Here is a 25,723-nt window from a genome sequence, read left to right as displayed (position 1 = left end):
AAGATACTGAAGGTAACGAAAAGTCAGCATCTGTAAAGGTTACAGTTAAGAAGGCTTCTACAACAACTGGTGGTAATGACGGTACAACTTCAGGTGGTGGCCCTAGCATAATCGCTCCTGGTCACACAGGTGCTGTAACAACACCTAACACAAATACTAACTACAAGCCAGACTTCCAGGATCTTGACTCAGTTGAATGGGCAAGAACAGCTATCAACGGACTTGCTATGAGAGGTATGATTAGTGGTAGAGATCAATATACATTCGATCCTAATGCAAACATCACAAGAGCAGAATACTGCCAGATTCTAATGGGTGCTATCAACGCTCTTAACGCCAAAGGTGAATCAACATTCTCAGACGTTCCTTCAACTGCTTGGTACTACAATGCAGTATCAGTTGCAAGTCAACTTGGTATCGTTTCAGGCTACGGTGACGGTAACTTCGGTCCTAATGACCTAATCACAAGACAAGATATGGCTCTTATGACATATAAGACAGCTAAAATCATGAACAAGTCACTTGAACCTGTAAATGCTGAAATCACATTTGAGGATTCACATGAAATCTCAGATTACGCATTTGAAGCAGTTATGACTCTTCAAAAGGCCGGTATTATCAACGGTATGACTGATACAACATTTGAACCACATTCAAATGCTACAAGAGCTCAGTCAGCTAAGGTAATCTTCGATACATTCGTTGATGCTCAATAATTGATATTAAAGTATCTTAAAAGAACAGTCCATACGGACTGTTCTTTTTTGTATTTCAAATCAAATCTGTTTTACAAATATAAATATTTGTTTATAATTTTATAATCTAATTGCAATTTAAACGATTTTTTGGTATAATATATATAAGATAATTATTTAGGAGTGAATTGAGTGGTTAATATAGGAAATGATTGGGACGAAATTCTTAAAGATGAATTTAGTAAAGAATATTATTTAAAACTTCGTGCTTTTTTGAAATCTGAATATAAATCGCATTGTATTCATCCGGATATGTATGATATTTTTAATGCTTTGAAATGGACATCTTATGCAAATACGAAGATTGTCATTCTTGGTCAAGACCCGTATCATGAAGTAGGTCAAGCACACGGGTTGGCTTTCTCGGTTCAAAAAGGTGTTAAAATTCCTCCGTCATTATTGAATATGTATAAGGAACTTCATAATGAATTGGGATTGTACATTCCAAATAACGGTTATCTTGAAAAATGGGCAAGGCAAGGTGTGTTGTTGCTTAACTCAGCATTGACTGTCCGTGACGGTCAGGCAAATTCACACAGAAACAAAGGTTGGGAGATATTTACCAACAGAGTTGTCGAGTGTTTGAATGAACGCAAAGACCCGGTAATATTTATGCTTTGGGGTAACAATGCGAAAGAGAAAATAAAGGTTATTACTAATCATTATCATAAAATTTTAACTGCCGCACATCCGAGTCCGTTGTCGGCAAACAGAGGATTTTTCGGCTGCGGTCATTTTGAAACGGCAAACAGAATGTTGACGGAAATGGGTAAAACACCGATAGATTGGCAAATTGAGAACATTTAAGAGGGGATAGAAATGGTTATTTTCGGTATAACAGGTGGAAGCGGAAGCGGAAAAACATCTGTTTCAAAAATGCTTGAAAAATTGGGTGTGCATATTATTGACACAGATGTAATTGCACACGAAATCGTAGAACCAAACAGTGATTGTCTTAATGAATTGGTCGATTATTTCGGTGATAGCATACTAAATGACGATAAGACATTGAATAGAAAGAAATTAGCATCAATCGCTTTTTCTGACAAACAAAAAACAGAGGCATTAAGCAACATAACGCATAAATATATAAAGGCGGAAGTGGTAAAAGACATAAACACGACTGATGCCGAATTGGTTGGTATAGACGGAGCAGTGATAATCGGAAGTAATGTTGAACCGCTTTGTGAATTTATAGTGTCGGTTATTGCTGATAAACAAAGCAGAATCACACGAATTAAGACGCGTGACAATATTACCGATGAACAGGCGATACAAAGAATTAATGCTCAAAATGATGATGAGTTCTATAAGGAAAATTCAATGTATATCATATATAATAACGGTGATATTGCACAGCTTGAAAGTGATGTTGTCGGGTTATTTAATAAAATAAAGGGGAATAGTTTTGAGTAAAATTTTTAAAGCATTCCTTGTACTTCTTGCAATATTTGTTGCGGTACTGGGTATATTAGGCGGTTATCAAACAAGTCAAAAATTCAAATATCCTGTTGCGTATGCAGATTATATTGTAAAATATTCAAAAGCCAACGACCTTGATCCGTTCTTGGTTATGGCGGTTATAAAGGTTGAAAGTAATTTTGTGCCTGAGGCACATTCGGGTGTTGCCGGCGGACTTATGCAGCTTACTGAGGAAACTGCTGAATGGAACGCTAAAGAATTAGGGATAACGACTGAATATGATTATATGGACCCCGAAACAAATATACGTTTTGGCTGTCATTATTTACGTCACTTGATTGATGTTTACGGAAATATTGACACCGCCTTGGCGGCTTACAACGGTGGTATGGGAAATGTTTATAGTTGGCTTAATGACTCGCGATACAGTGATGACGGAGTGACACTCAAGTATATTCCGTTTTCTGAAACTCGTAATTATGTTGTAAAGGTAAATTCGAGTTGGGAACACTATAAAGAAATGTATCAGTAATGTATATCATTAACATAAAATTAAAACAGAGAGGAGAATGAATTATGTCATTGATAATTACAATAGGAAGACAGTTCGGAAGTGGCGGACGTGATGTAGGTGAAAAGGTTGCGGAGTATTTTAACATACCTTTTTATGACAAGGAGCTTGTTGAACTTGCGGCACAAAAGAGCAATATAAGCAAAGAGGCGTTGAAAGAGGTTGACGAACACGCAACAAACAGTTTTCTTTACTCGCTTGCAAGCGGCAACTACTCAATGAGAGGTATAAACGCACCGATTTATTACGAAATGCCTATAAACGATAAATTATTTATCGCACAGGCTGACGTTATTAAAGAGGTTGCAAAGAGAGGCTCTTGCGTTATCGTCGGACGTTGTGCGGATTATGTTCTTGAAAATGAAAACGTGGACGTTTTGAGCGTATTTGTATACGGTTCGGTTGATTATCGTGCAAAGAGAGTTATGTCGGCACTTGATATTACTCAAGCCAAAGCTAAAGACAAGGTTTTGAAAACCGACAAACAACGTCGTACATATTACGATTACTACACAAGCAAAAATTGGGGAGTTATGTCTAATTACGACTTGTGTATTGATGCTGAAAAATTCGGCATTGAAGAAACTGCAAATATGATAATAAATGCAGCAAAGAAGAAAATTAAATAAGGAGTTGTTATATTTTGTTTCTCGAAATGATTAAATCGATTGTTCTGGGCATTGTTGAAGGTATATCCGAATGGTTGCCTATAAGTTCGACAGGACATATGATACTTGTAAACGAACTTATAAACAATACAGAGGGATTTACCGCATCTGATTTGTATTTGTATGTAATACAGCTTGGAGCAATTTTGGCGGTAGTAACGCTATATTTTCACAAGTTAAATCCGTTTTCACCGAAAAAGACAAATGTTGAAAAAGAGAATACTTGGAAAATGTGGTTCAAGGTTATTATTGCCTGTGTACCGGCTGCGGTTATCGGTCTTGTACTTGATAACTTTATGTCGGCTTGGGAAAATTGGCAGGTCGTTTCGGCGATGCTTATTTTGTACGGTGTAGCGTTCATAGTTGTTGAATCGTTGCACAAGGAAACAAAAATCGAAAGCATGGACGATATGACATACAAAACAGCACTTTTAATCGGACTGTTTCAAGTGTTGTCAATCGTTCCGGGTACATCGCGTTCAGGTGCAACAATACTTGGTGCAATGCTTATAGGTTGTTCACGTTCGGTTGCGGCTGAATTTTCATTCTTCTTGGCTATACCGGTTATGTTCGGCGTAAGCCTACTGAAAGTGCTTAAATACGGCTTAGCTATGCCTATGCAAGATGTGATTGTGCTTTTGACAGGTATGGTTGTTGCGTATATTGTGTCAATGCTTGCAATTAAGTTCTTGATGAACTATGTAAGAAAACACAATTTTAAATCATTCGGTTATTACAGAATTATACTAGGTATATTGGTAATTTTATATTTTAGTTTTATACACTAAAAACAACAAAAAAAAGCTCCGTAAGCATTGCTTACGGAGCTTTTATTATACAAGTCTTATTGTTTTTATAATTTGGTCTTCGATTGGCTTATCCTGCATATTTGTCGGTGTCTCTGCTATTTCGTCAACAACCTCGATACCCTCTGTAACCTTACCGAAAGCGGCATACTGACCGTCAAGGTGAGGTGCATCCTCGTGCATAATGAAGAACTGGCTTGACGCACTGTTCGGGAACATTGTTCTTGCCATTGAAAGCACACCTCTTGTATGCTTTAATGGATTTGTAACACCGTTACCGTCAAATTCGCCCTTGATTGAATCTGTTTCTTTGTGCTGACCGTCTGCCGTAAAACCGCCGCCTTGAATCATAAAGCCCGGAATTACACGGTGGAAAATAAGACCGTCAAAGAAGTTTCTTTCGATTAGTGAAACAAAGTTTTCTACTGTGATTGGAGCAACGTCCGGATAAAGCTCTGCTTTTATAATTCCGCCGTTTTCCATTTCGATTTCAATATTCATAATTTATCTCCTTGCTTTTTAAGAATTTGACTCTGTTGAGCCTGACTGTAAGAATGGAAGAATGTCATTAAGTTCATCTTCGCTTAATTCATCATCGTTGTTTTTGTCATCATTTGAATTGCTTGATTTACTGCTTGATGAAGAATTTGAACTGCTCGATTTTGAACTTGAGTTTGACTTAGGTGTTGATTTCGGAGCAGTTGTTGATTTTGATGATGATTTAGATGACTTTGAAGATGATGTATCTTCGTCTTCATCATCAGTATCTTTTGAGTTCTTGTCTGTGTCTTTATCTTTTGACGGCTTTGAAGTAGCCTTTGTTTTGCTTGATTTACCGCTTGATACAGATGTGTCAATGGTGATTGTGTCAATCACGATAGGCTCGATAGGGACGTCCTCCATATTTGATGAGGCAACCGTACCTGTTTTTACAGATGCGATTTCATCAACTATATCCATACCCTCTGTAACTCTGCCGAATGCGGCATATTGACCATCAAGGTAAGTCGCATCTTTTTGAACGATAAAGAATTGGCTTGTTGCACTGTCATAATCCTGTGCTCTTGCCATTGAAATAACACCTCTGGTGTGAGAAAGTGTGTTTTCAAAACCGTTCTTTGCAAATTCACCTTTGATAGACTCAGTTTTTTGCTCTTTCAGATTTTCGTCATAGCCGCCGCCTTGAATCATAAAATCTTCAATAACTCTGTGGAATATTGTGCCGTCATAAAAACCGTCTTCTGCAAGTTCAACGAAGTTTTCAACCGTATCAGGTGCAAGGTCCGGATATAATTCAAGCATAATTTCGTCACCGTCTTCAAGTTCTATTGTGGCGTTGAGTGTGTTTTTTACAAGTTCCGGATCAGGTGTTGAAACGGGCTCTTCATCTTTGCTGTTTTGGTTTGTGCCGCATGACGCAAGCACCATTACCATTGATAGAATTATAGCTATAACACTAATTGATTTTTTCATAATTACTCGACATCTCCTTCTGTTTCGCTTTCGTCAGCAATTTGAGTTTCGGTTGTATCATCAGCAATGACTTCTTCAGAATTTTCTGCTTCTTCATCAGTTTCTTCTTCACGTTCTGTTCGTGCAATACTCATAACACTTACACCGTCGTCAAGACGCATAACTCTTACACCCTGAGTTTGACGGCTGTATGAAGAAATTTCATCTGTGTGCATTCTTATAATAACACCGTCAGATGTGATAAGAATAATATCGTCATTATCTGTGACAGTTTTCATACCGGCAAGTTTGCCTGTTTTCTCGGTAATACGATAAGTGAAAATACCTTTACCGCCTCTTGACTGAATACGATACTCATCAAGCGGTGTTTTCTTGCCGTAACCGTTTTCTGTGACAGTAAGAAGCTGGCTGTCGGGCAGTGCAACAGACGCACCGATAACATAGTCGCCGTCGTGAAGTCGAATACCCATAACACCTCTTGTTGTACGGCCTGTTGAACGTACCTCAGTTTCGTTAAACCGGATTGCATAACCGTCATGTGTAGCAATAATAATATCTTGAGTATTGTCTGTAAGTTTAACTCTGATAAGTTCATCGTTTTCGTCAAGGTCAATCGCACGAAGTCCGCCGTTACGGATTTTTGAGTAATCCATAACGTTTGTCTTTTTGACAATACCGTTTTTGGTGATGAATGTAAGGTATTTGCCGTCCTCGAAGTCCTTAATAGGAATCATTGCGGAAATCTTTTCATCATTTTCAAGCGGAAGTAGGTTTACAATCGCCGTACCCTTTGCCTGTCTGCTTGCCTCAGGTATTTGATAACCTTTCAGCTTGTACACAACACCGTGAGTTGTAAAGAACAACAATGTGTGGTGCGTTGTGGTTGTAAACAGGTGTTCAACGAAGTCCTCTTCACGAGTTGTAAGACCTGAAATACCGCGACCTCCGCGTCTTTGTGATTTATAAGTATCGACAGGCAGACGTTTTGTGTAACCTTTATGAGTAACTGTAACGACAATATCTTCTTCGTCGATAAGGTCGTCAATATCAATTTCAGTTGTAACCATTGATATTTCAGTTCTTCTTTCATCGCCGTACTTATTCTTAATATCGGTAAGGTCGTTCTTAATTATTTCAAGAACTTTGCTTTCCTCTGCAAGAATTGAACGTAAGTCTTCGATTTTTACAACAAGTGCTTGATATTCTTCCTCAATCTTGTCACGTTCCATACCGGACAAACGACCGAGCTGCATTTTTACGATTGCGTCTGACTGTGCATCTGTAAGTGAGAAACGTTCGCACAAGGTTTGCTTTGCGTCAGGAATACTCTTTGATGCACGGATTATTCTGATTACTTCGTCAACGTTGTCTATAACAATTTTGTAACCCTCTAAGATATGTGCACGGTCAAGTGCTTTGTCAAGTTCAAACTGTGTACGTCTTGAAATAACATCTTCCTGGTGGGCGATGTAGTAGTCAATCATCTCACGAAGTGTAAGAATTTTCGGCTGTTTGTCTACAAGTGCAAGCAAGATGATGCCGAAAGTATCCTGCATTTGTGTATACTTGAACAGATTGTTAAGTACAACATTAGGGTTTGCGTCACGTTTAAGTTCGATAACAAGACGAATATGTTCGGTAGATTCGTCACGAGTTGATGAAATACCGTCAATCTTGCCGTCACGAACAAGTTCGTTAATATGCTTTTCAAGCTTTGCTTTGTTTACTTGATAAGGTATTTCTGTGACAACAATTCTGTTTCGGTCATTGTGTTCTTCTATTTCTGCTTTCGCACGAAGAATAATTTTTCCGCGACCTGTTGTATAAGCGTTTCTTATACCGCTTTTGCCCATAATAACGCCGCCGGTTGGGAAATCGGGACCTTGAATATGAGTCATAAGTTCTTCGGTTGTTATCATAGGGTCGTCTATAACTGCGATTATACCGTCAACAACTTCTGTAAGATTGTGCGGCGGAATATTTGTCGCCATACCGACTGCGATACCGGCAGAGCCGTTTACAAGCAAATTCGGAAATCTTGACGGAAGAACGTCAGGCTCTTTTAATTTGTCATCATAGTTAGGTACATAGTCAACCGTATTTTTCTCAATATCGGTAAGCATAAGTGCCGATATTTTAGACATTTTCGCCTCGGTATAACGGTAAGCTGCAGGCGGGTCACCGTCGACAGAACCGAAGTTACCTTTACCTTGTACAAGCGGATATCTAAGTGAGAAATCCTGTGCCAAACGTACCATTGCGTCATATACGGACGCGTCACCGTGAGGGTGATATTTACCAAGCACGTCACCGACAGTTGCGGCAGACTTTTTAAAATCATTTTCGTATAATAGGTTTGCCTCATACATATCATATAATATACGTCTGTGAACAGGTTTCATACCGTCACGAACGTCAGGAAGGGCACGGCTTACTATAACGCTCATAGCATAATCAATATAAGCTTTTTTCATTTCACTGTTAAGGTCAACATCAATAATATGTTGGTTATTGATTGCGTCCATATCCAGTTTCAATTCTTTGGACTTTTTTGCCATAATTTCCTCCTAATTTTCAGACTTGAAATGTAAATTCCAAGTACAAAATTTAATACTTTTAACTTATTTATTATACCACAAATTGGGCTTAAAATCAAGGAAAATCCTATAAATATTCAGTATTTAACGACACACGAACACTATGCGTTCGCTGTCTTTTTTCGGTTTGTCAAACGACAGTTCGTCATATGTATCGACAGACTTAAAACCGGCTTTTTTGAGAAGTAATGTAAGTTCATTTACCGAATATGCTCTTTGCAGATGACGTTCTTCAAAACGGCTGTATTTTTTGCCTTGCTTTACAAAGAAAGTAAGGAACATATCGGATAATTTGCGTTTTTCGATAAAGCGATTTTGCCAGGTATAAAATATGTTTTTATCGCTGTGCACAAATGTGTTTGAGCCTATCACGTTTTTTAACTTATATTCTGTGCTTATATCGAATATAAAAAGACCGTCGGGATCGATAAAGCAAGTTTTGATTTTGGCAAAAAGAGTTAATAACGATTTCGGCGGAAGAATGTAATTTATACCGTCAATCATGCATAGAAACGCACCCATTGTGCCGAAAAGGTCAAGATCGGTCATGCTTTGGTTCAGAAAAAGTATGTCAAGTCCGTCGGCTTTTTCACGGGCAATGTTAAGCATATCCTCCGAAATATCAACGCCTGTCATATCGTATCCGCGTTTGGCAAGAGGTATTGTTATATTGCCTGTACCGCATGCGAGGTCGCATACAAGGTCGGGGTTTACGTCATACATAATAAAAAGATTTTCTATATAGTCCGCCCATTTTTCATAATCAATATCCTTGTGCATAAGCGAATCGTAAATATAGGCGAAATCGGTATAGCTATTCATCTTTATTCTCCATTCTGTCAATTACTAAATTGTAGCCGTCTGAGCCGTAATTTATACATCTGTTTACGCGACTGATTGTTGCGGTTGACGCACCTGTTTTTGCGGCAATGTCCGTATAGATGTTTTTGTCTTTAAGCATAAGTGCGACTTCCATACGCTGACTCATTGATTTAAGTTCCGAAATAGTGCATAAATCAGTAAAAAATCTTCTGCATTCATCAACGGTTTTTAATTCAAGAACTGCTTTGAAAAGCGTGTCAATTCGTTCGTCATTTATTTCTTTCATTTGTTATCAGTAACCTTTCTGCTCACAATAAATCACTAATGCACATATATCTGCGAGCCGATAGTGTGCATTACAAAATATACTTTAATTATACCACTTTAACGCGTGAAAGTAAAGTGAAATACATAAATATTGTGTTTAAAGAGAATAATACACAAAAGAAAATGTCTGAGGTGAAATATGCTTATACTTGTTGTTAGAACTTTGATTTTGTACGGTATGGTTATTGCCGCTATGCGTATAATGGGTAAAAGACAGCTTGGGGAGTTGCAGCCGTCGGAGCTTGTTGTCGCTATAATGATTTCCGATTTGGCGTCTGTGCCTATGCAGGCTATTGATATACCTCTTTTGTCGGGGATTATTCCTGTACTGACTTTGATTGTTGCTGAAGTTATGATGTCATATTTGAGCCTTAAAAGTAAAAATATTCGCAAGTTTTTGAGCGGTGAGCCGAGTATTGTCGTGTATGACGGGTGCATAAATGAAGCCGAGTTAAAAAAACTTCGGTTTAATATCAATGATTTGCTTGAGGAACTTCGCCTTAACGGTTGTCACGATATATCTGATGTGGCGGTGGCGGTTTTGGAAACAAGCGGTAAATTGAGCGTTATACCGAAAGATAAGGCAAGACCTGTGACTGTGGAGGATTTACAGCTTGAAAATGTTCGTCACGACGGATTGCCTTGTGTTATCGTGTCGGACGGAACACTTAACGAGGGTGAATTGACTCGCGCGAAAAAAGACCACATTTGGCTTACAAAGGAATTGAAAAAACGTAATATTAAAGATGTAAAAGAGATATTTGTTGCGTCACTTGACGCGGAGGACGAATTATTTATACAGTTAAAAGGGGAATGGAGAAAATGAAAGGAGTTATAGCATCAGCGGTTATTGCGGTGGTTATTGTGGCAGGGAGTGTTGCGTATACAAATCATATTGATAAAGTGTCGAGAGATCTGGGGGAGATTAATGACAGAGTTATGGCGTTTTTGTATGACGGCGATTATGAGAGTGCCGGTGATGAAATCGAAAAACTTGTACAGTATCTTGACGAAAATCGTACTGTACTTGCCGCAACAGGCAATCACGAGGATTTTGATAAAATTGAAATGAATATATCCGAAGTGGAGGGGTATATTAACGGCGGAGAGCAAACAGACGCAGTTTCACATTGTCGTGTGCTTGGTTTTTTGTTTGAACATTTGCCGAAAAATTATAAGTTTAAGTTGGAGAATATATTGTAGGTTTAGTGCAACCGATGGTCGCCCTTACGAAGTGGGGAAAGGCACAAGTTATGGGACGTGAAAAAAGGGCGACCGATGGTCGCCCCTACAAAATTACTAATTAAAGAATTGATATGAAACATCGTCAACTTTTGTCAATGTACCGACTATTGAATCATCATTGCGTTTTATAACATAGTTATCGCCGTCCGCTACGAGTTTTACGGGAACGATTGTTCTGTCATATTCTATATTATAAAAATTACAAACACCCTCAATATCAATAAACGGTTTAAGTTTATGAATATCTCCGTAAGTGAAAGGCATAACGTTATTTGTATTCGCAGCACCGGTGATATGTCGCATACAACCTGTAAAATCAGCATAATTACCGCTTACGCCTCTTATATGATCGAGCCAGCTTACACATTTTGTTTCGTCATAGTAATGCTGACCGCTGAATACATATACGTTTTTGTCTGTATTCGTGATATTCTCTTTAGTGTCAAGGTTTATAAGCTGTGATGTGAGAGCAACGTCAATGTCAGATGTTTTTTGATAATCGCTCACTTCACCGATACCTGTAACTGTAAATGAAAATGCTGAAACTGTAAGTAAAACCGCACATAAAATTCTGCTAAACGATAGCGGTAAAAGAACTATAAGTTCGTCAATTACTATGCCTATTCCGAGATATGCGAAAAATACAAGTCTTAACGGTATTCTGTCAGAACCGAGAATGTAGTTTAGCGAAAGTCCGCCGAAAAACATCACAATTCCAAGCAGAAGTATTTTCCAAGAAAATTTACGCTTTTTAATACATACAGCCGAAAATACACCGAATATAATCGAAAGTGTTGCGATAAGTAATATTTTTATAAATTTATGACCGCCGAAAACGATAAGTATACCTTTATTGTAACCGTTTTTGAATATTGAATTTGTAAAATCGGTGAATATATTTTTAGTAAAATCGGTAACGAGTGCGGTATGCTCCCATATATCTGTTTCAAGGAAACCGCCTCGTGATTCTATTTCGCCGGAACCGGAATTTAAAATGTAGTAAATTCCGATAATCGCTATATGTGCCGCCATTATTGCAAGCGGAAGCAAATCTTTTTTATTCTTATAATTGTTCCAAACAATGAAAAGTGTAAGTATGATATAAACCACTATTGCCGGTTCATAAAAACAGACACTGAGCATACCGAATACGGCAAACATAACTAAAAATTTAACTTTATCCGATTTATAACAGTAATCAAGCGAAAGTGTGGCACAACCTATAAACAGCAGTGAATATGCAACTCTTGTTGCGGCGGCAATCCAATAAGTAGCCTCAAGTCCGACAGGAAAAAGGCACACAAGGCACAAGAAAAATCCGCCGCTTGCAAAATTGTTTCTGCGAAGTGCTTTTATAATCAGAAATGAACCGAAAAGCAGTGAAAATGTCAAAAACAATTCGACAATCCATAAATGATTAAACAACGGTGCATTTACAAAACAGTCAAACACTCCTGCGAGCGGGCGTATTGCAAACTTTTCGTTCGGAATAGCAAAGTTTGCAAGTCGGTTTGATATACCTTTATACAAATCACCGTACAGAAACCAGTCGTCCATAACAGGCTTGTATACTCCGCTCAAAAATCGTTGAACAATCATAAGCAATCCCAAAGCGAAAGTCATAATATATTCACAATGTGAAGAAAGCAGTTCAAAAAATGAGGATATTTTGCTTTTTCGATTAATTTGATTCATACGAAAATCCTCCCAATATAATAGTTTTTACAAAAATAGGCGTGTTAAAAAGCACGCCCAAATTTGTTGTATTTATAATATTATTCGTATAAATGTTCAAGAATTTGAACAACTTCTTCCTTCGTAGGTACGCGAGGATTTGTTGCTGTACAAGCATCTGCAAGAGCTTTCTCAGCCATTGAGTCGATTGCGTTGAAGTATTCTGTTCTGTCAACACCGCATTGTGAAACCGAAACAGGAACGTTCATTTCCTTTAACATAAACTGAATCCAGCTTACAAGAGCACGAACTGTTGTGATTTCATTGAAGTTATTTACACCAAGAAGTTTAGCAACGTTGACATACTTTTCAACGCACTTAGGATAGTGGCTTTGACTTCTTGAATGTTTGTTAATTCCTGAGTTGTATTCGATAACATGAGGAAGTAACATTGCATTGGCTCTGCCGTGCGGAATGTGGAACTTAGCACCGATTGCATGAGCAATACCGTGGTTAAGACCAAGTGATGCACTGTTAAATGCAAGACCTGCAAGACATGACGCAACGTGCATTTTCTTTCTTGCGTGTGTATCGTTATTGTCAAGATATGAACGAAGTAGGAAAGTACCGCATATCTCGATTGACTTTTCTGCAAGTGCGGCTGAAAATTCGTTGTTGTTGATACTTACATATGCTTCGATTGCGTGAGTAAGTACATCCATACCTGTGTCGGCTGTTACGTTTGCCGGAACACTCTTTACAAGGTCGGCGTCCAAAATAGCCTCTGTCGGCAACATACTGTCTGATACAAGCGGATATTTTATATCGTTTGCTGGATCGGATACAACGGCAAAACTTGTAACTTCACTGCCTGTACCGGAAGTTGTAGGAATAGCGATAAGTGCAACTTCTTTTTGAGATGCTCTTGTTGCAAATTCACGAATTGATTTTGCACTGTCGATAGCACTGCCGCCGCCGATTGCGATAACAACGTCAGGATCATAGTCAAGCATTGCCTTAACACCAAGAGAAATCTTTTCAATCGGTGGGTCCGGAACAACGTCTGAAAATACGTCAAATTCAGTATAACCGTCGTTTAAACGATATGTAATCATCTGTAGCATACCGCTCTTTACAACAAACGGGTCTGTGATGATAAGTGCCTTCTTATAAGGAAGGTCTGCAAGTCTGTCAAGTGCATTGTCACCGAAATAAATTTTTGTTTTTATATCGAAACTTTTCATTAAGTTTTTCACCCCTGTTTCATTAATACATTTATTATACAATATTTAAACAAATATTACAAGGGGAATTTGAAAAAAATAATGTAGAAAATTCGATTTTCCGGTATTGCATTTTTTGTTATGCTATGCTATAATAAATTTAGATTAGACGAGATGAGCAAAATTAAAAAGATGTTTTATATTCTATAGGGATATTACGCTCGTTTTGGTCAAAAACGGGCTTTTCTTTTACATTTTGCCTGAGATTAGAGGAGGACTATAATTATGAAAGAACTATTAAAAAAAGTAACAGAAGGACAAAATCTTACGCGTGAAGAGGCTGCAAAAGCAATGGATATGATGCTTGAGGGTACAGCGTCACCGGTGTTGGTGTCGGCATTTTTGACGGCACTTCGCATGAAAGGCGAAACGGTAGACGAGATTGTCGGTTGTACGGAAATGATGAAGTCAAAGGGCGGCAGCGTCAAGCTTGATACTGATGAGTACATAGACTTTGTCGGAACGGGCGGTGACGGTGCTAATTCGTTTAACATATCGACAACATCAATGTTTGTTTGTGCGGCGGCAGGTGTGACTGTGGCAAAGCACGGAAACAGAGCCGCATCTTCAAAGAGCGGTGCGTCCGATTTGCTTGAGGCACTCGGTGCAAACATTATGCTTGAGCCGAAACAGGTTGAGCAATGTATAAATGAAACAGGTATGGGCTTTATGAATGCTATGAAGTTCCATAAGGCAATGAAAAATGTAGGACCTATCAGAAAACAAATCGGTATCAGAACTATATTCAATATGCTTGGACCGCTTTCAAATCCGTCAAATGCATCAAGACAGGTTATAGGTGTTTTCTCACCTGAAAAAGTCAGCGTTTTTGCTAAGGTAATGAGTGAAATGGGCGTTAAACGCGCTATGATCGTTTGCGGCAGTGACGGTATGGACGAAATTACGGTTACGGGTAAAACATTGGTAAACGAGATTATTGACGGTAAGATTGTCGTGTATGAAATCGATCCGCACGATTACGGTATCGAATATGCGGCTGCAAGCGATATTACTGGCGGTGACGGTAAGGAAAATGCCGAAATCGCAAAAAGTATTTTTAACGGCGAAAAGAGTGCAAGACGCGATATTATCGTTCTTAACAGTGCGGCAGGTATATATATCGGCGGTAAAGCAGATTCATACAAAGAGGCTGTCGAAATCGCAAAACAGACTATTGACAGCGGTAAGGTTATGGATAAAGTAAACGAATTTGTGGCTGAAACTAAGAAATTTAATTAAGAAGAAAGGCTGCGGAATTTGATATGATACTTGATAAAATTATTGCGTCTACGAAAATCAGAGTAGCGAAGGCAAAAGAAAATTTAAGCCCAAGCGAGCTTTTAAAGGCTTTGGATAAAGCGGAACTTAAAGTACCGAATTTCAAAAACGGACTTGTGTCGATTGATGATGTTTCAATTATTGCGGAAATAAAAAGGGCGTCGCCGTCAAAGGGACTTATCCGCGGAGATTTTGACCATATGAAGATTGCCGAAGAATATGACAAATGCAATATTCAAGCAATGTCGGTACTTACCGAGCCTGAATATTTTAAAGGCAATATAGAATTTGTTAAGGATATTAAAAGCAAATTCAGTATTCCCGTACTTCGCAAGGATTTTACGGTTGACGAGTATCAAATATATGAGGCTAAACTGTACGGTGCGGACGCAATTTTGCTTATAATGGCGGCACTTACCGACGCGGAATACAAGAAGTTTCACGCTTTGGCAGACAGTATCGGACTTGATGTGCTTGTTGAAACGCACAACGAAGAAGAAGTCAAAAGAGCGGTTGAATACGGCAGTATAATAGGCGTAAACAACAGAAATCTTCAGACATTTGACGAGGATATAACGACGTGCGAAAGACTTTTACCGCTGATACCGGCCGGTAAAGTAAAGGTTGCGGAAAGTGCGATAAGGAAACACAGTGATTTTGAATATCTGAGAGGATTAAAGTTTGACGCCGCACTTATCGGTGAGGCGTTTATGCGTGAAAAGGATATAAAAAAAGCTGTTGATAATTTGAGATATGGAAATTAAAATATGCGGTATTCGCCGTAAGGAAGATATAGATATAATTAATAAGTACAAACCCGATTACATCGGTTTTATATTCGCAAAGAGCAAACGTGAAGTCACACCCGAAACGGTCGCTGAAATCACGAAAAATCTTGATAAGGATATAAAAAAAGTCGGTGTGTTCGTCAATGCAACGTATGAAAAGATAAATGAGGCGGTACAGGTAGCAAAGCTTGACGTTGTTCAGCTTCACGGAGATGAAAACGAGGAGTATATTTCAAACCTTGACTGCAAATGTGAAATTTGGAAAGCCGTAAGAGTGCGTGACGGAGAAGATATTTATGATGTAAAAGGGGTTGACAGACTGCTTTTAGACAAGTATACTGATAAAGAGTACGGTGGTAGCGGTCAAACTTTTGACTGGCACGGCGGCAGTAGGATAAAGACCGATAAGCCGATTATGCTTGCCGGAGGAATTAAAACCGAAAATGTTATAGAGGGTATTAATATTTTTAAGCCTGTCGGAGTGGATATTTCTTCTTCGGTTGAAACGGACGGTTTTAAAGATGAACAGAAGATAAAGAAATTTATAGAGACAGTGAGGAGTTATGAGAATGAATAGAATAGACGAGAGATTTGCTAAGGTGAAAGCAGATGGCAGAAAGGCACTTATTACATTTTTGACGGTAGGCGACCCTAATATGGAAGTGAGTGAAAAGGCTATATACACAATGCAGGAGGAGGGCGTTGACCTTATTGAATTGGGCGTACCTTTTTCGGATCCTGCGGCGGACGGTCCTGTAATTCAGCGTGCCGATGAAAGAGCTTTGGCGCAAGGTGTGGATATTTTCAAGGTGTTTGAACTTGTCCGAAAAATCAGAAATAATGTGGAAGTACCTATGGTATTTTTGCTTTACTATAATGTAATGGTACAATACGGAATTGAAAAATTCTTTAAATGTTGTCAGGAAACAGGCGTCGACGGACTTATTATTCCCGATTTGCCTTATGAAGAAAGTGATGAAATCAAGGAATATACCGAAAAATACGGTGTATATCAGATAAGCCTTGTATCACCGACTTCAAAAGACAGAATTAAAAATATTGCGAAAGACGCAAAAGGATTTTTGTATTGTATTTCTTCACTCGGCGTTACGGGTGAGAAATCATCATTTGTCACAAATTTTGATGAATTTGTGGGAACAATAAAGAAATATACTGACGTTCCGGCTTGCGTGGGATTTGGTGTTTCAAACGGCGAGCAGGTTAAGGAACTTACAAAATATTTCGACGGCGCTATTGTCGGCAGTGCAATCGTTAAGTCTATTGCAACCGGTGAGAGTGTAGAAGAAAGAATTAATAATCTTCGTGAAAAAATAAAAGATTTAAAGTCGGGACTGTGATAAATGTCCCGAAGAAGGGGGAGTTTAATTATGAAATTAAAAAAAACGGTCAGTGCGGTACTTGCCGGTGCAATGCTTTTAGGCACAAGTGCATTTGCAAAAGATAACATATATGCTTATAATAAGTTTATTTCTACAGTGATTGGCCCTCAGGTCGGTTATTGTGATTTCGCGGCATCATTTGCCGGTCACGAAAATGAATATGACAATGTAAATAATTATTTTTCGGGACTTATCTCTGCATTTTACGATGATATAGATATGGACTTTGACAATGAACTTATTACTGTTGAGAGCAGCGGTGTATCGGTTTATCAAGGCAGCGAAAACGGTGTTACGTTCCTTGGTTCGATAGATACCGATTTAATTGCAAATTACGGTAATTCTTATGCAAACGTTTTTACTATCCCTGTTGGAAATAAGAAATATATAGGTGTTGAAACGTTCAGCAGTGTTGATACGACATATCTTCTTCAAATGTATATGCTTGATCCCGATACGGACGAATTACAGCCGAAAGTAAAAATCGAAAAGACTGTAAATGAGGACGGCCGTGAAGAAAATGTTTGGGCAAACGGTAAAACATATTATTCATATACGTTGGGTGAGGGATTGCAGACTGTTATGAATCCCGATAATTATAAGGATTCGGTTGCGGCGGCAAGAGCGGCTTTGACAGAAAGCAATATTCCGGATGCATTCGTTGCGTCATATGACAGAATGTGGTTTGGTGACGATAAAAACAATACGGATAATTTAACTCAAAATCAAATTTCAAACAGAGATAATTTAAAGGATCAAGATGATTTCAGAATTTCTCATATTGAAAGCAATGCAAGTCAGAAAACTTATATTCGTGCAAAGGGTGTAAGATTTGACGAAAAGCCTGTTGTGCTGTTTGAAGATTACAGCAGTTTGAGCGAGCTTAGCAAAAAGCCTGATATTGTGACTGTAGTTCTTGACGGTCAGACTTTGCAGTTCCCGACGCAAGACCCTGTTATAAAAAATGACTCTACACTTGTGCCTATGCGTACGATTTTCGAGGCATTGAATGCAGAAGTTGAATGGGTTGATGAAAACGGTGTGCAACAAATCATTGCAAAAACGGCAGATAAAACTATAACAATGACAATAAACAGCAAGGAATTTTATGTGAACGGCGAAAAACAACCGGAACTTAACGAGCCTGCGCAACTTATGAATGATAAAACAATGGTACCTTTAAGAGCGGTAAGCGAATCGCTTGATTGTACCGTTGAATGGGACCAAGAAACAAAAACTGTTATAATACAGTCTAAAAAATGATAAAAAGGAGAGATAAGGTATGTCTAACATTTGGCACGATATTAACCCAAGAAGAATTTCACCTGAAAAATTTATGGCGGTAATCGAAATTCCGAAAGGCGTTAAAAACAAGTATGAAATGGATAAGGAAACAGGACTTTTGCGCCTTGACCGCGTACTTTACACATCAACTCACTATCCTGCAAACTACGGATTTATTCCGAGAACGTATGCGGCGGATAATGACCCGCTTGACGTTCTTGTACTTTGTCAGGAATCAATAGTTCCGATGACGCTTGTTGAATGTTATCCGATTGGTGTTATGAAAATGATTGATGATGACCAAGTCGATGAAAAGATAATCGCAATTCCGTTTAATGACCCGTCATATGCGGAATTTAAGGATATTAACCAATTACCTCAACACACTTTCAGCGAAATTTCTCACTTCTTCAGAGTGTATAAATCTCTTGAGGGTAAGGAAACTGTTGTAAATGAGGTGCTTGGTCCGGACGAGGCAAAAGAAGTTATTAAGAATTGTATTGCGGCATACAAGGATATGTACTGCTAACGAAAATGACTGTCGGTTTATCGGCAGTCATTTTTTTGTTCACTTTTGAAATAAAATGTCGCATTGTGAAAAGTGTTGTATAATTATAAATTAGAAATAAAATATTTTTGCAGGTTTTACAAATATTCCTTGACTTTTTGGAATTAAAATGATATACTACGGTTTGTACTTATATCAGAGGGAAGAATAGGTGACGGTATTGGAAACGGAAAGAAAAAATCTAAAGACGTTATCGGACGAAGAACTTGTTAAAGCCGCTCAAAGTGGTGATAACGAAGCTTTGGAGGCGATATTGTCGAGATATAAAAATCTTGTTTATGCAAAATCAAAACCTTATTTTCTTGCCGGTGCCGATGATGACGATATTATTCAGGAGGGACTTATAGGACTGTACAAAGCCGTTATGGATTTTGACGGCGACAGATTTCCGTTTTTTAAAGTCTTTGCGGGAGTATGCGTGACAAGGCACATTATAACTGCCGTTAAAGCGGCGTCGAGAAAAAAACACCTTCCCTTAAATTCTTATGTATCACTTGATAAGAATACTTATGACGATGACAGCGATACAACCTTGCTTGACATCATAGCGTTCAGTGAGCTTCAAGACCCTGAGGCCATATTGATTGATCGAGAGAATATGGATGGTATGGAGTATAAAATCAATAAAGTACTCAGCAAGCTTGAAACAGAAGTGCTTGTATATTATCTTGAGGGGCTTTCCTATCAGGAAATTGCGGAAAAGTTGGGGAAAGATACGAAAGCGGTTGACAATGCCGTCCAACGTATTAAGAAAAAACTTGAAAGCGCTTTGCGTGAGGGCGACGAGGGGAATTATTGAAGACAGAAAACAAACAAATAACCAAAGTGAGGTAAAAACAATGTACGAAGACAAGACATTAGTATGTAAGGATTGCGGTAAGGAATTTACATTCTCAGCCGGTGAACAGGAATTTTACGCTGAAAAGGGTTTTGAAAATGAACCTCAGCGTTGTAAGGAATGTCGTCAGGCAAGAAAGAACAGTATGCGTCAAAACAAGGAGATGTATGAAATAGTTTGTGCATCTTGCGGTAAGGTTGACAAAGTTCCGTTTGAACCGAGAAACGACAAGCCTGTATATTGCAGTGAATGTTTCGCAAAACAAAACAACTAATACGGTCCAAGACCCGTATGAATAATTGTCTTTCGGACAGTTTTTCATAGAAATGATTTAAAAACAGTATCTTTTCTTAAAGATACTGTTTTTGTTTTGTACTTTATTACGTTAAAGTTGCATAAAATGTGTTTAAATGTTTTGAAATATCGTTAATTGACAATCTTTGCGATATGTGATAAAATTTTATTGTATTTTTGTAAAAAGGAAGGATTGATAAGGAAAATGACAGGTGAAGGTTTTAAGACGTTCGGCGAGATTTTGAAACAAATCGACGGATTTGTATGGGGAGTTCCGCTTATTGTATTGATAATTCTTACGGGTATTTATCTTACAATCAGAGTAAGAGGATTGCAGGTAAGACACCTCGGTAAGGCTTTGAAGTTTATGGTTAAAAACGAAGAAGGCGGAGAAGGCGAAGTTACAAGTTTCGGTGCTTTGTGTACGGCACTTTCGGCGACTATCGGAACAGGTAATATTGTCGGTGTTGCAACTGCTCTTGCGGCTGGTGGTCCGGGTGCGTTGTTCTGGATGATTGTAGCGGCATTTTTCGGAATGGCTACAAAGTATACCGAGGGTTTCTTGGCTATTAAGTATCGTACTATAGATGAAGAAGGTCACGTTCTTGGCGGACCTTTCTATTACATAGAAAACGGTATGGGTAAAAAGTGGAAGTGGCTTGCAAAGATTTTTGCGTTTTTCGGTGTTTGTGTAGGTCTTATGGGTATAGGTACTTTTACACAGGTAAACGGTATCGCAAGTGCGGTTACTAATTTCTTTGACCCGAATACAAGCTGGGCAATTCATTTGTTCGGCAGAAATATTTCTTGGGTGGTTGTAATTGCCGGTCTTATTGTAACGGTATGTACGGCACTTGTTATTATTGGCGGTATCAAGAGAATTGCTAATGTATCACAAGTTGTTGTACCGTTTATGGCAGTGCTTTATGTTGTATTTGCTGTGTTGTTGTTACTTTGCAATGTTACAAAAATTCCTGATGCGATTGTGCAAATTGTTCAAGGTGCGTTTGGATACGGTGACGGCATACAGGGAAACAGAGCGGTTGCCGGAGGCGTACTTGGTGCAATGATGGCGGCAATGCAAAACGGTGTTGCAAGAGGTATATTCTCGAACGAGGCAGGTCTTGGTTCTGCTCCGATTGCGGCAGCTGCGGCAAAAACTAAGGATACAGTTCGTCAAGGTCTTGTTTCAATGACAGGTACATTTATTGATACTATCGTTATTTGTACAATGACAGGTCTTGCAATCGTAATTGCGGGTTCATGGGCAAATCCTGACTTAAAGGGTGTTGCGATAACGACAGAAGCATTCCAAAGCGGTCTTCCGTTCCCATCAGTTGTGTCATCATTTGTTCTTATGATTTGTCTTGCATTCTTTGCATTTACAACAATTCTTGGTTGGGACTATTACAGCGAACGTTGTCTTGAATACCTATCAAACAGAAATAAAACTGTTGTTAAGGTTTATAGATGGATATATGTACTTGCAGTGTTTATCGGTCCGTACCTTACTGTTGCGGCTGTTTGGACTATCGCGGATATTTTCAACGGACTTATGGCGATACCAAACGTTATTGCACTTATCGCACTTAGCGGTGTTGTCGCGAAAGAAACGAGAGATTATTTTAAAGAATTTGATAGATTGTCAAAGTGATTTAAGCGGTCGGAAACGACCGCTTTTTTGTATGCGTTTTGGTGAGATAAAGTTGAAAGTAGGGGACAGCACCTTGATGTCCCGTACGAAGTGAGTTTGAGGGCGGCCAATGACCGCCCCTACTTGCGAAGACATATGTGTATTATTTTAGACAGTACAAAGAAAATATGTAGGGGTGACCATTGGTCGCCTGTTAAGCGAGATAACCGAAAAAATAGTGAAGCCACCCCACAGTCAACTGCGTTGACAGCTCCCCTCAATGGGAGCCTTTTGAAAGCCTCTCCTTGAGGAGAGGTGTCACGAAGTGACGGAGTGGTGGCAATATAAAAATCCGCAAAAAAACAGGTATGCGTTGCACACCTGTTTCAAAGCAAAATTAATCAACGATTGTCTTAACGTATTCGGCAATCTTATCGCACTTGCAGTTAGCGAAGAACAAGTCTTTGAATTGCTTACCTGCAACAGCACCCTTAACAAGGTCTTGATCAAGGTTAGGAAGAATATCAAGAAGATCTCTGTGAGTAACCTTTTTAACTTCGTTAAGAATTTTAGCATTTCTCTGTTCAGGAACTGCTCTTTCTTTAGGGTAACCGCCGCCCCATTCTTCAACGAATAGTTTTTCAAACACATATTGTAGGTTAAGCTCAGCACCCCAACCCCAGCCTTTTGCGAAAGGCATTGCGATACAGTTACCGTTATTAACCTGTGTAAATTGATAAGCGTCTGTCGGATCTACAACGTGACCGCAAAGTACACCGGGGAATGCGTTACAAGCAAGGCAAGCACCTTCGCCTGTACCGCAACCTGTGATAACAAGGTCAGCCGCACCTGAGTTTAGAAGTATTGCGGCAAGAATACCGATTTGTACATATGTAAGTTGTTCTGCATCGTCAGCTGAGTACATACCGTAGTTAAATACTTCGTGACCAAGCGGTTCAACAACTTTCTTTAGTGTTTCAACAATAACGCCATTCTTTGCAGCTTGGCTGTTTTCGTTAATTAAAGCAATTTTCATTTGAAATTTACCTTCTTTCTTTTATTTTACACTTCTATTATATCTAATTTTCAATAAGTTTGCAATATATAAATAAAAAAATAATATACTATTGACAAATAATATTATACGATATATAATATTATTAAATTAAAACATATTATAAATAAAACAGTAAAAGGCGGTGAATATATGATATTTAATATTAATGCGGCACTGCTTGACGCACTCGTACTTGCGATAGTGAAAAAAGAGGACACTTACGGATATGAAATAACAAGAGTTTTAAAAAACGAACTTGATGTATCGGAATCTACTTTATATCCTGTTCTCCGCAGATTGCAAAAGGACGATTGTCTCGAAATTTATGACAAAGAGTATTCCGGACGAAACAGGCGTTATTACAAGATAACAGACAGAGGTCGGAAACAGCTTGATATGTACCGTGACGAATGGCAGAACTACAAAGCGACTATAACAAATATATTTGAGGGAGTGATAGATGATGAATAAAACGGAATTTCTTGCGGGGTTAAGGCGTGAGCTTGGTTTTCTTCCGAAGGATGAGCTTGATGACGCTATTCGTTATTATGATGAATATATCAATGACGCCGGAGATGACGAAGAGAAAGTGATTGCGGAAATGGGTACTCCGCATAAAGTGGCGGAAGAGTTTAAAAATGAGTATTACGACAGAAAAAACGTTAATGATGAAAGTGAAAAACACAATAACCAAATTTCTTGGAAAACAGTGCTTGTATGTATATTGGCGGTTGGGTTTGGCGTACCTGTATTAAATATGATAAGAAATGCTCTTCCGGGAATAACAGGAATTGTAATTCTTGTTGTGGTAATAGTATTGCTTATAAAATTTCTCGGCAACAAGACAAATCAACGAATTGCTGTTTCAAATGCAACAGTTCAAACTTGCTCCGATATTGAAAACATATATCTTGACTTGAAAGCAGGAAATTTTGAATTCAGAACAGGAGATAGCTTTGCTGTTGATACAATGTCAGCCGGTGAAGTAAAGGTTAAAAGTTATATTGCAAACAATACTTGGACAGTTGAGGGTTCAAAGACTATCGGAAATAATGAAAACGGGGTTGTTTCTATAATAATACCAAAGGGATTTCACGCAAAGAAAGCTGTTATGAAATTAACCGCCGGAAATATTCTTGTGTCGGGATTGTCGGCCGATAATACAAAAGTTGAAGTCGGTATGGGAAAATGTGAAATTAAAAATATGTATTCTCAGCATTTGAATATGAAGTGCGGAATGGGTGACATAGTCGGCAGTTGCAGTATGAACGGTGACGTGAATGTTGACTGCGGAATGGGTAATGTAACACTAACGCTTACAAACAGTGCAGACAACTTTAATATGTCGGCGACGGCAGGTATGGGATGCGTTGATATTGGCGGCACGAAAATTCATGGTGCAGGAAGTAAGTTGGATAACAATATCGGCGCGTTGTATAATATTAATGTAAAATGCGGAATGGGTAACGTCAAAATTGGATTTAATGAAAGGGATGAGGCTTAATGACTAAGGAAGAATTTTTAGACAAAATCAAAAAAGAACTTGGATTTATGCCGTATGAGGAAGTAATAAAAGCCGAAAAATATTTTGAATCATATTTCAACGGCAGTGAGGCGGACGAAAAAGTGATTGAAAGATTCGGAAGTCCTAAATATGCGGCACAAAATTATTACAGAACGCACGTAGCAAACAGCAACGCAAACATTAAACCGCCAAAGAAAAACGGTGTCGGAATATGGGCATTGATAATTATTCTTATATTATTGTCGCCGATACTTATACCGTTGGCAATAGCAGTCGGATTTTTTGCGGTAGCGATAATATTCGGTATATTGTGTATTTTTCCGTTTGCATTTTTCAGCGGTGTTTCAATGTGGCTCGGCGGTGCGGGAATGATACTTAAAAGCTTTTTTGCTCATGCGGGATTTGCGAATATGGTTATGCAAATAGGCGTTGGATGTATATTCTTCGGCTTGGGATTGTTTATAGCTTGGGCGACTGTGGTTGTATGCATAAAACTGTTTCCGTGGATAATCAGAAAAATCGTTGCTTTAGGCTCAAGACTTTTTAATAAAAAAGCGTGATGGATAAGGAGGATAGAATGAGAAAGACTATAACAAAAGTTGTACTTATTATCTGTGCTGTGTCGGTCGCACTCGGAATTGCTTTGTGTGCAAGCGGTGTTGTGATGGGCGCTGATGTTGAAAAAGCACTTCGCGGAATTGGAATTAACGTCGAAACAAGAATAGAGCCGAATAATATGTACGATGATTATAATGATGATATAAATGATTTCTTTAAAGAATTCGGAATAGATAATATGGAGGGTGATTATAATGAAGAAACTGTTTAGAAGTTCAACTGACAGAAAAATCTGTGGCGTGTGCGGCGGTATTGCCGAATATTTCAATATTGATTCTACTTTGGTAAGATTGGGTGTGGTATTGCTATCGTGTCTTGCATTCGGTACAGGTGTGCTTGCCTATATTATTGCCGCAATAGTAATGCCGGAGGCGTAAAACTTTTTTGCCATTGACAAACTATTTGTCAATATGTATAATAGAAGTAATATGATAAATAGTGAGGATTGAAAAATGGCAATATTTAAAAAGAACAAAAAAGAAGAAACGAAAAAAGTTTCAACTCAAGAGGATAATGAACTAAAGGACGAAATATCCAAGGCTTATGATGAAATAATGAGTGGCAACAAAGAAGAAAAAGCTGAAGAGCAACCGCAACAAGCACCTAAAGACGATATAGCTTTTGAAAATGAAGTTTTTAAATCAAAGGTGAAAGCATTTAAACAAGAAAGAAATCAACAGAACTTGATTGCTGTATTAAAAATGCTGTCAGGCAGAAAGTTTTTGCTTCCGTCAGTATGTAATGTGGAAGATCCGTTTGAAAAACTTGAAAACGGTAATGTAAGATTGAAAGAGGGA

31 protein-coding genes are annotated in these 25,723 nt (G+C 38.5%); 23 read left to right on the top strand and 8 right to left on the bottom strand.

Annotated elements, in window-relative coordinates; genetic code table 11:
- The 6 genes from ACLTU0_RS04505 to ACLTU0_RS04480 form a co-directional block, all read left to right on the top strand.
- The coding region (locus tag ACLTU0_RS04505; RefSeq protein WP_412321521.1) for an S-layer homology domain-containing protein at nucleotides 1–716 on the top strand (716 nt) is incomplete at its 5' end.
- A gap of 171 nt (nucleotides 717–887) precedes the next feature.
- The gene (locus tag ACLTU0_RS04500; protein WP_412321520.1) at nucleotides 888–1,562 is read left to right on the top strand and encodes a uracil-DNA glycosylase; all 675 of its coding nucleotides are present in this window, start codon (nucleotides 888–890) and stop codon (nucleotides 1,560–1,562) included.
- Between the two features lie 12 nt (nucleotides 1,563–1,574).
- Nucleotides 1,575–2,171, top strand: coding sequence for a dephospho-CoA kinase (coaE, locus tag ACLTU0_RS04495; protein WP_412321519.1), 597 nt, complete (start codon nucleotides 1,575–1,577; stop codon nucleotides 2,169–2,171).
- Complete coding sequence (locus ACLTU0_RS04490) at nucleotides 2,164–2,709, top strand: lytic transglycosylase domain-containing protein (protein WP_022228830.1); 546 nt, start codon at nucleotides 2,164–2,166, stop codon at nucleotides 2,707–2,709. The genes coaE and ACLTU0_RS04490 overlap by 8 nt, the downstream gene beginning before the upstream one ends.
- A 44-nt stretch (nucleotides 2,710–2,753) precedes the next feature.
- The gene (locus tag ACLTU0_RS04485) at nucleotides 2,754–3,377 is read left to right on the top strand and encodes an AAA family ATPase (RefSeq protein ID WP_118446680.1); all 624 of its coding nucleotides are present in this window, start codon (nucleotides 2,754–2,756) and stop codon (nucleotides 3,375–3,377) included.
- A gap of 14 nt (nucleotides 3,378–3,391) precedes the next feature.
- Nucleotides 3,392–4,204 carry an undecaprenyl-diphosphate phosphatase gene (locus ACLTU0_RS04480; protein ID WP_340371377.1) on the top strand — a complete coding sequence of 271 codons (813 nt, stop codon included), beginning with the start codon at nucleotides 3,392–3,394 and terminating at the stop codon, nucleotides 4,202–4,204.
- Between the two features lie 45 nt (nucleotides 4,205–4,249).
- Here the strand turns inward: ACLTU0_RS04480 and ACLTU0_RS04475 are convergent, their stop codons facing one another.
- From ACLTU0_RS04475 to ACLTU0_RS04455, 5 genes are all read right to left on the bottom strand, one after another.
- A complete protein-coding gene (locus tag ACLTU0_RS04475) occupies nucleotides 4,250–4,723 on the bottom strand; it encodes a peptidylprolyl isomerase (protein ID WP_412321518.1) in 474 nt (157 codons plus the stop codon).
- Between the two features lie 18 nt (nucleotides 4,724–4,741).
- Nucleotides 4,742–5,695: a peptidylprolyl isomerase gene (locus ACLTU0_RS04470; RefSeq protein WP_412321517.1), complete on the bottom strand. Its 954-nt coding sequence runs from the start codon at nucleotides 5,693–5,695 to the stop codon at nucleotides 4,742–4,744.
- A gap of 2 nt (nucleotides 5,696–5,697) precedes the next feature.
- Nucleotides 5,698–8,253 (bottom strand): DNA gyrase subunit A, encoded by a 2,556-nt coding sequence (gene gyrA, locus ACLTU0_RS04465; protein WP_412321516.1) that lies wholly within the window; start codon nucleotides 8,251–8,253, stop codon nucleotides 5,698–5,700.
- A 123-nt stretch (nucleotides 8,254–8,376) separates the two neighbouring features.
- Nucleotides 8,377–9,114, bottom strand: coding sequence for a class I SAM-dependent DNA methyltransferase (locus tag ACLTU0_RS04460; protein ID WP_412321515.1), 738 nt, complete (start codon nucleotides 9,112–9,114; stop codon nucleotides 8,377–8,379).
- Nucleotides 9,107–9,400: a YerC/YecD family TrpR-related protein gene (locus tag ACLTU0_RS04455; RefSeq protein ID WP_022228823.1), complete on the bottom strand. Its 294-nt coding sequence runs from the start codon at nucleotides 9,398–9,400 to the stop codon at nucleotides 9,107–9,109. Before ACLTU0_RS04455 ends, ACLTU0_RS04460 begins: the two co-directional genes overlap by 8 nt.
- Nucleotides 9,401–9,580: 180 nt before the next feature.
- Between ACLTU0_RS04455 and ACLTU0_RS04450 the strand changes: the two genes are divergently transcribed.
- Nucleotides 9,581–10,267, top strand: coding sequence for a DUF421 domain-containing protein (locus ACLTU0_RS04450; RefSeq protein ID WP_117968395.1), 687 nt, complete (start codon nucleotides 9,581–9,583; stop codon nucleotides 10,265–10,267).
- Nucleotides 10,264–10,644, top strand: a complete 381-nt coding sequence (locus ACLTU0_RS04445; RefSeq protein ID WP_337600263.1) for a DUF4363 family protein — start codon at nucleotides 10,264–10,266, stop codon at nucleotides 10,642–10,644. Before ACLTU0_RS04450 ends, ACLTU0_RS04445 begins: the two co-directional genes overlap by 4 nt.
- Before the next feature lie 96 nt (nucleotides 10,645–10,740).
- Here the strand turns inward: ACLTU0_RS04445 and ACLTU0_RS04440 are convergent, their stop codons facing one another.
- Both ACLTU0_RS04440 and ACLTU0_RS04435 read right to left on the bottom strand, forming a co-directional pair.
- Complete coding sequence (locus ACLTU0_RS04440) at nucleotides 10,741–12,381, bottom strand: glucosyltransferase domain-containing protein (RefSeq protein ID WP_337870939.1); 1,641 nt, start codon at nucleotides 12,379–12,381, stop codon at nucleotides 10,741–10,743.
- An 80-nt stretch (nucleotides 12,382–12,461) separates the two neighbouring features.
- Complete coding sequence (locus tag ACLTU0_RS04435; protein WP_117968399.1) at nucleotides 12,462–13,604, bottom strand: 1-propanol dehydrogenase PduQ; 1,143 nt, start codon at nucleotides 13,602–13,604, stop codon at nucleotides 12,462–12,464.
- A 264-nt stretch (nucleotides 13,605–13,868) separates the two neighbouring features.
- On the opposite strand from ACLTU0_RS04435, the gene trpD reads away from it, so the two are divergent.
- From trpD to ACLTU0_RS04390, 9 genes are all read left to right on the top strand, one after another.
- Nucleotides 13,869–14,882 carry an anthranilate phosphoribosyltransferase gene (trpD, locus tag ACLTU0_RS04430; protein WP_412321514.1) on the top strand — a complete coding sequence of 338 codons (1,014 nt, stop codon included), beginning with the start codon at nucleotides 13,869–13,871 and terminating at the stop codon, nucleotides 14,880–14,882.
- Nucleotides 14,883–14,905: 23 nt separating this feature from the next.
- Entirely contained in the window at nucleotides 14,906–15,685 is a 780-nt protein-coding gene (gene trpC / locus ACLTU0_RS04425; protein ID WP_412321513.1) for an indole-3-glycerol phosphate synthase TrpC, read from the top strand.
- Nucleotides 15,675–16,286: a phosphoribosylanthranilate isomerase gene (locus ACLTU0_RS04420; RefSeq protein ID WP_337599378.1), complete on the top strand. Its 612-nt coding sequence runs from the start codon at nucleotides 15,675–15,677 to the stop codon at nucleotides 16,284–16,286. Before trpC ends, ACLTU0_RS04420 begins: the two co-directional genes overlap by 11 nt.
- A complete protein-coding gene (trpA, locus tag ACLTU0_RS04415; RefSeq protein WP_412321512.1) occupies nucleotides 16,279–17,067 on the top strand; it encodes a tryptophan synthase subunit alpha in 789 nt (262 codons plus the stop codon). Before ACLTU0_RS04420 ends, trpA begins: the two co-directional genes overlap by 8 nt.
- Nucleotides 17,068–17,097: 30 nt before the next feature.
- Nucleotides 17,098–18,372, top strand: coding sequence for a copper amine oxidase N-terminal domain-containing protein (locus tag ACLTU0_RS04410; protein ID WP_337599376.1), 1,275 nt, complete (start codon nucleotides 17,098–17,100; stop codon nucleotides 18,370–18,372).
- 19 nt (nucleotides 18,373–18,391) lie between these two features.
- Nucleotides 18,392–18,922 (top strand): inorganic diphosphatase, encoded by a 531-nt coding sequence (locus tag ACLTU0_RS04405; protein WP_022228813.1) that lies wholly within the window; start codon nucleotides 18,392–18,394, stop codon nucleotides 18,920–18,922.
- Between the two features lie 190 nt (nucleotides 18,923–19,112).
- The gene (gene sigH, locus ACLTU0_RS04400) at nucleotides 19,113–19,760 is read left to right on the top strand and encodes an RNA polymerase sporulation sigma factor SigH (RefSeq protein ID WP_147514866.1); all 648 of its coding nucleotides are present in this window, start codon (nucleotides 19,113–19,115) and stop codon (nucleotides 19,758–19,760) included.
- 40 nt (nucleotides 19,761–19,800) lie between these two features.
- Nucleotides 19,801–20,073, top strand: a complete 273-nt coding sequence (locus ACLTU0_RS04395) for a zinc-ribbon domain containing protein (RefSeq protein WP_022228811.1) — start codon at nucleotides 19,801–19,803, stop codon at nucleotides 20,071–20,073.
- Between the two features lie 225 nt (nucleotides 20,074–20,298).
- On the top strand, nucleotides 20,299–21,747 hold the full coding sequence (locus tag ACLTU0_RS04390; RefSeq protein WP_412321511.1) for an alanine/glycine:cation symporter family protein: 1,449 nt from the start codon (nucleotides 20,299–20,301) through the stop codon (nucleotides 21,745–21,747).
- A gap of 376 nt (nucleotides 21,748–22,123) precedes the next feature.
- Here the strand turns inward: ACLTU0_RS04390 and ACLTU0_RS04385 are convergent, their stop codons facing one another.
- Nucleotides 22,124–22,762, bottom strand: coding sequence for an RpiB/LacA/LacB family sugar-phosphate isomerase (locus ACLTU0_RS04385; RefSeq protein WP_022229013.1), 639 nt, complete (start codon nucleotides 22,760–22,762; stop codon nucleotides 22,124–22,126).
- A 171-nt stretch (nucleotides 22,763–22,933) separates the two neighbouring features.
- Here ACLTU0_RS04385 and ACLTU0_RS04380 point away from each other — a divergent pair, with 171 nt between their 5' ends.
- The 6 genes from ACLTU0_RS04380 to ACLTU0_RS04355 form a co-directional block, all read left to right on the top strand.
- Nucleotides 22,934–23,254 carry a PadR family transcriptional regulator gene (locus tag ACLTU0_RS04380; protein WP_022229014.1) on the top strand — a complete coding sequence of 107 codons (321 nt, stop codon included), beginning with the start codon at nucleotides 22,934–22,936 and terminating at the stop codon, nucleotides 23,252–23,254.
- Nucleotides 23,244–24,287 (top strand): HAAS signaling domain-containing protein, encoded by a 1,044-nt coding sequence (locus ACLTU0_RS04375; RefSeq protein ID WP_412321510.1) that lies wholly within the window; start codon nucleotides 23,244–23,246, stop codon nucleotides 24,285–24,287. Before ACLTU0_RS04380 ends, ACLTU0_RS04375 begins: the two co-directional genes overlap by 11 nt.
- Complete coding sequence (locus tag ACLTU0_RS04370) at nucleotides 24,287–24,868, top strand: DUF1700 domain-containing protein (RefSeq protein WP_412321509.1); 582 nt, start codon at nucleotides 24,287–24,289, stop codon at nucleotides 24,866–24,868. The genes ACLTU0_RS04375 and ACLTU0_RS04370 overlap by 1 nt, the downstream gene beginning before the upstream one ends.
- A 17-nt stretch (nucleotides 24,869–24,885) precedes the next feature.
- Entirely contained in the window at nucleotides 24,886–25,137 is a 252-nt protein-coding gene (locus tag ACLTU0_RS04365) for a hypothetical protein (RefSeq protein ID WP_117968409.1), read from the top strand.
- A complete protein-coding gene (locus ACLTU0_RS04360) occupies nucleotides 25,121–25,303 on the top strand; it encodes a PspC domain-containing protein (protein WP_118446696.1) in 183 nt (60 codons plus the stop codon). The genes ACLTU0_RS04365 and ACLTU0_RS04360 overlap by 17 nt, the downstream gene beginning before the upstream one ends.
- A gap of 75 nt (nucleotides 25,304–25,378) precedes the next feature.
- The coding region (locus ACLTU0_RS04355; protein WP_412321508.1) for a hypothetical protein at nucleotides 25,379–25,723 on the top strand (345 nt) is incomplete at its 3' end.

The organism is Hominilimicola sp., assembly GCF_046972485.1.
Lineage (GTDB): Bacteria > Bacillota > Clostridia > UBA1381 > UBA1381 > Hominilimicola > Hominilimicola fabiformis.
Note: the sequence above shows the minus strand (reverse complement) of the source record. Positions and strands in the feature narration are given on the sequence as shown.

What these genes read in the sequence shown, in the direction of transcription:
- ACLTU0_RS04395 (WP_022228811.1), top strand. Translation starts at nt 19,801, where the DNA reads ATGTACGAAGACAAGACATTAGTATGTAAGGATTGCGGTAAGGAATTT.
- coaE (WP_412321519.1), top strand. Translation starts at nt 1,575, where the DNA reads ATGGTTATTTTCGGTATAACAGGTGGAAGCGGAAGCGGAAAAACATCT.
- ACLTU0_RS04390 (WP_412321511.1), top strand. Translation starts at nt 20,299, where the DNA reads ATGACAGGTGAAGGTTTTAAGACGTTCGGCGAGATTTTGAAACAAATC.
- ACLTU0_RS04460 (WP_412321515.1), bottom strand. Translation starts at nt 9,114, where the DNA reads ATGAATAGCTATACCGATTTCGCCTATATTTACGATTCGCTTATGCAC.
- ACLTU0_RS04375 (WP_412321510.1), top strand. Translation starts at nt 23,244, where the DNA reads ATGATGAATAAAACGGAATTTCTTGCGGGGTTAAGGCGTGAGCTTGGT.
- ACLTU0_RS04470 (WP_412321517.1), bottom strand. Translation starts at nt 5,695, where the DNA reads ATGAAAAAATCAATTAGTGTTATAGCTATAATTCTATCAATGGTAATG.
- ACLTU0_RS04410 (WP_337599376.1), top strand. Translation starts at nt 17,098, where the DNA reads ATGAAATTAAAAAAAACGGTCAGTGCGGTACTTGCCGGTGCAATGCTT.
- ACLTU0_RS04405 (WP_022228813.1), top strand. Translation starts at nt 18,392, where the DNA reads ATGTCTAACATTTGGCACGATATTAACCCAAGAAGAATTTCACCTGAA.
- trpD (WP_412321514.1), top strand. Translation starts at nt 13,869, where the DNA reads ATGAAAGAACTATTAAAAAAAGTAACAGAAGGACAAAATCTTACGCGT.
- ACLTU0_RS04435 (WP_117968399.1), bottom strand. Translation starts at nt 13,604, where the DNA reads ATGAAAAGTTTCGATATAAAAACAAAAATTTATTTCGGTGACAATGCA.
- ACLTU0_RS04455 (WP_022228823.1), bottom strand. Translation starts at nt 9,400, where the DNA reads ATGAAAGAAATAAATGACGAACGAATTGACACGCTTTTCAAAGCAGTT.
- ACLTU0_RS04380 (WP_022229014.1), top strand. Translation starts at nt 22,934, where the DNA reads ATGATATTTAATATTAATGCGGCACTGCTTGACGCACTCGTACTTGCG.
- ACLTU0_RS04440 (WP_337870939.1), bottom strand. Translation starts at nt 12,381, where the DNA reads ATGAATCAAATTAATCGAAAAAGCAAAATATCCTCATTTTTTGAACTG.
- ACLTU0_RS04370 (WP_412321509.1), top strand. Translation starts at nt 24,287, where the DNA reads ATGACTAAGGAAGAATTTTTAGACAAAATCAAAAAAGAACTTGGATTT.
- ACLTU0_RS04475 (WP_412321518.1), bottom strand. Translation starts at nt 4,723, where the DNA reads ATGAATATTGAAATCGAAATGGAAAACGGCGGAATTATAAAAGCAGAG.
- ACLTU0_RS04485 (WP_118446680.1), top strand. Translation starts at nt 2,754, where the DNA reads ATGTCATTGATAATTACAATAGGAAGACAGTTCGGAAGTGGCGGACGT.
- trpC (WP_412321513.1), top strand. Translation starts at nt 14,906, where the DNA reads ATGATACTTGATAAAATTATTGCGTCTACGAAAATCAGAGTAGCGAAG.
- ACLTU0_RS04420 (WP_337599378.1), top strand. Translation starts at nt 15,675, where the DNA reads ATGGAAATTAAAATATGCGGTATTCGCCGTAAGGAAGATATAGATATA.
- gyrA (WP_412321516.1), bottom strand. Translation starts at nt 8,253, where the DNA reads ATGGCAAAAAAGTCCAAAGAATTGAAACTGGATATGGACGCAATCAAT.
- ACLTU0_RS04360 (WP_118446696.1), top strand. Translation starts at nt 25,121, where the DNA reads ATGAAGAAACTGTTTAGAAGTTCAACTGACAGAAAAATCTGTGGCGTG.
- trpA (WP_412321512.1), top strand. Translation starts at nt 16,279, where the DNA reads ATGAATAGAATAGACGAGAGATTTGCTAAGGTGAAAGCAGATGGCAGA.
- ACLTU0_RS04385 (WP_022229013.1), bottom strand. Translation starts at nt 22,762, where the DNA reads ATGAAAATTGCTTTAATTAACGAAAACAGCCAAGCTGCAAAGAATGGC.
- ACLTU0_RS04365 (WP_117968409.1), top strand. Translation starts at nt 24,886, where the DNA reads ATGAGAAAGACTATAACAAAAGTTGTACTTATTATCTGTGCTGTGTCG.
- ACLTU0_RS04445 (WP_337600263.1), top strand. Translation starts at nt 10,264, where the DNA reads ATGAAAGGAGTTATAGCATCAGCGGTTATTGCGGTGGTTATTGTGGCA.
- ACLTU0_RS04450 (WP_117968395.1), top strand. Translation starts at nt 9,581, where the DNA reads ATGCTTATACTTGTTGTTAGAACTTTGATTTTGTACGGTATGGTTATT.